General features: G+C 41.8%; 4 protein-coding genes. 2 read left to right on the plus strand and 2 right to left on the minus strand.

Features of this window, described 5'->3' with window-relative positions:
• On the plus strand, positions 1-81 hold an 81-nt coding region (locus tag INF29_RS15175; protein WP_330608303.1), incomplete at its 5' end, for an IS3 family transposase.
• Positions 82-160: 79 nt separating this feature from the next.
• Here INF29_RS15175 and INF29_RS13855 read toward each other — a convergent pair.
• Positions 161-1,027 (minus strand): DMT family transporter, encoded by an 867-nt coding sequence (locus INF29_RS13855; protein WP_193487309.1) that lies wholly within the window; start codon positions 1,025-1,027, stop codon positions 161-163.
• A 259-nt stretch (positions 1,028-1,286) separates the two neighbouring features.
• Here INF29_RS13855 and INF29_RS13860 point away from each other — a divergent pair, with 259 nt between their 5' ends.
• On the plus strand, positions 1,287-3,212 hold the full coding sequence (locus INF29_RS13860; RefSeq protein ID WP_193487311.1) for a YgiQ family radical SAM protein: 1,926 nt from the start codon (positions 1,287-1,289) through the stop codon (positions 3,210-3,212).
• Here the strand turns inward: INF29_RS13860 and INF29_RS14595 are convergent.
• The coding region (locus tag INF29_RS14595; RefSeq protein ID WP_207728182.1) for a hypothetical protein at positions 3,209-3,423 on the minus strand (215 nt) is incomplete at its 5' end. The genes INF29_RS13860 and INF29_RS14595 overlap by 4 nt on opposite strands.

Raw genomic sequence — 3,423 nt, forward strand, 5'->3', positions numbered from 1 at the left:
TATAATAACCATCGAATCAAAGCAAAGTTAAAGGGCTTGCCACCTGCAATTTACAGACAACAAGCCCTTCTGGCTTCTTAAACAATTTTAATTTGAAAATATTGTCTAACTTTTTGGGTGCAGTTCATTTTGAGGATTCCAGCTTTATTTATTGATTTTATTATTTGCCTTTTAAATTAAATACGATGATACTGCAAATGATGATGGCACCACCAAGAAATGTACCCATATTGGGAACTTCCCGCAGAATCAGGAATCCCAGAATGGTAGAAAGCAGCGGGGTAACGAACATGAAGTTTGTTACTTCGCTGGTGCGATTTGCAAAAGACATTGCTTTGCCCCAAAGGAAGTAAGCAGCGGCACTTGGAAAAGCACCCAGATATACAAGTGCCAGAATATGGGACATGTCTGAAGCAGCCAATTGCTGAAATCCCTGTACAGACCAAAAGCCCAGAAGAAGCGCACCAAAAATCATGCTGTATGTGACGATTTCCAATGCGGTATAGCCTTTTGATGAAAGAAAACGGCTCATCATATTATAGCCAAAGAAGACAAGAGCAGCGCCCATTGTCCAGATCAATCCAATATTAATGGAAAAAACGCCATCCCAAAGCAAAAGTACCAAAACCCCCATAAAGGCAGTGGCAATGGTGATCCAACCAATGGTTTTGATTTTCTCATGATAAACTTTTGCACAGCCGATAGCTGTTAAGATAGGGGTAAGGGCAACGATGATGCTGGAAGTTGCAGATGTCAATGTTTGAATACCCGTATTGAAAAAGATCATGTAGCCGGTGAAGCCCATTGCACCAGCCAGTATGAAGTAGGGGATATCCTTTTTTGCTGGGATACGGATGTGGCTGCATTTGCCGATGATGATCAAGAAGATGGCAGCAATGCTGCATCGCAGAAATCCCAGAGGATTGGATGTAAACTGTTCCTGTACTACCTTCGTCAAAGGAAATGCTGATGCCCATAACAATACAGTACAAAAACTCAACAGAAAAACTTTATGTTTCGCTTGCACAATAACTCCCTCCTTTTATTGCTTATACTATACAACGAAACATGGGGAAGTACAAGAGGATTGTAAAATATTTTTTACGGTTGTTCGTTATTCTTTGTGCGGCGGTATAGAACCATTGTATGTGGAGCACTTGCATTTCAATTTTAGAAGAAACGTGGAAGTTATTGCAGGAACATGATAAAATAAGAAAAAGGAACGTAACGAAGATTCAGAAATCTATTGTGCAGAATGGATTTCTCATGGTAAAGGAGGCGACAAAATGGCTTTTTTGCCTGTCAGCAAAGAAGAAATGTTGGAAAGAGGTTGGGACAGACCTGACTTTGTTTATATCTGTGGGGATGCGTACGTAGATCATCCTTCTTTTGGTGCGGCAATTATCTGCCGCGTGTTGGAAAGCCAGGGATATAAGGTGTGTTTTATTGCACAGCCTGATTGGAAGACAACGGAAGATTTCACACGTTTTGGAGAACCCAGACTGGCTTTTCTGGTAAGTGCGGGGAATATCGACTCCATGGTCAATCATTATACAGTGGCAAAGAAGAGAAGAAAAAAAGATTCTTACTCTCCAGGCGGAGAAATGGGACTGCGTCCTGATCGGGCTACCATTGTTTATTGCAATAAACTGCGGGAAGTCTATAAAAAGACACCAATCATCATTGGCGGAATTGAAGCCAGTCTGCGCCGACTGAGCCATTATGATTATTGGGACAATAAAGTCCGCCGTTCCATACTGCTGGATAGCGGTGCAGATCTTCTTTTGTACGGTATGGGAGAACATCAGATCATTGAAATGGCGGATGCACTGGACAGCGGCATTCCTGTGGAGGAATTGACATTTTTGCGCGGCTCTGTTTACAAAACAAAAGATATTTCCAGAGCTTATGATTATATCATTTTGCCGAAATACAACGAAGTAAAACAGGATAAAATGAAGTATGCCGAAAGCTTTCTGATTCAGTATCAGAATACAGATGCTGTCATTGGCAAAACACTCATTGAGGAATATGACGAATGGACAGTGGTGCAAAATCCGCCTTCACCACCGTTGCAGACACAGGAACTGGATAAAGTGTATGCTTTGCAATTTGAACGGACATACCATCCTATGTATGAGGAAAAAGGCGGTATCCCTGCCATTGAAGAAGTAAAATTCAGTCTGGTCAGCAATCGAGGATGTTTTGGCAATTGTAATTTCTGTGCTCTGGCGTTCCATCAGGGGCGTGTCGTGACCGCAAGAAGCCATGATTCTCTTGTTGCCGAGGCAGAGAAAATCACAATGGATGAGAAATTTAAGGGGTATATCCACGACGTAGGTGGTCCCACTGCGAATTTTAGAAAGCCTGCCTGCAAAAAGCAATTAAAGTATGGTGCATGTCGGGATAAACAGTGCTTATGGCCTACAAAATGTGAAAACCTTGAAGTAGATCATCGGGATTATGTAAAATTGCTGCGGAAAATCCGGGAGATTCCGCGGGTGAAAAAAGTATTTATCCGTTCGGGTATTCGCTATGATTATCTGATTTATGATAAAGATGAAACCTTTTTCCGGGAACTTTGCAAATATCATGTCAGCGGGCAGCTGAAAGTGGCACCAGAGCATGTTTCCGATAAAGTTCTGGCAAAGATGGGGAAACCCGGCGGAGATGTCTATCAGAGATTTGTAAAGAAATATCAGGAAATCAATCAGCGTTTGGGAATGGATCAGTATTTGGTACCTTATCTCATGAGCAGTCATCCCGGCAGTGATCTTCAAGCAGCCATTGAATTGGCGGAATATTTACGGGATATTCATCATATGCCGGAACAGGTGCAGGACTTTTATCCTACACCGGGGACCCTTTCCACAGCAATGTATTATACCGGCATCGATCCGCGCACAAAAGAAAAGGTTTATGTGCCCAAAACACCCCATGAAAAAGCCATGCAACGTGCGCTGATGCAGTATCGCCTGCCACAGAATTACGATCTGGTTTATGAAGCATTAAAATTGGCGCATAGAGAAGATTTGATTGGATTTGATTCTCATTGCCTGATTAGACCCAGACAAATGGGACAAAAGAAAATGGAGAACAAAACGGGACAAAGAACCAGCAATGCAGATGGCAGACCAATGGGCAGAAAAGAAGGAAAGGGAACAGCGCCCAAAAAGAAAACCATCCGAAATATCCATAAAAAGAAAAGCTAAGAAACATTAGATTTTATTTCTTCGTAAGAATTGGGAAAGCTGCATGTAGTATGTGATTTCAATAAAAGAAAATAGCCGGAACCACCTTTTTGAACTGCACCCCATTTGTTAGACAGTATGATATACTGAATAACAAGTGGGGTGATTTTTATGCCAAAAGGAGTACCAAATAAACGATATACACCAGAATTCAAGCAACTGGTGGTAGAAA

It is taken from the genome of Anaerotignum lactatifermentans (genome assembly GCF_014982935.1).
GTDB classification, from domain to species: Bacteria; Bacillota; Clostridia; order Lachnospirales; family Anaerotignaceae; genus Anaerotignum; species Anaerotignum lactatifermentans.

Coding starts and splice junctions, on each gene's coding strand:
- INF29_RS13860 (WP_193487311.1), top strand. CDS start 1,287: ATGGCTTTTTTGCCTGTCAGCAAAGAAGAAATGTTGGAAAGAGGTTGG.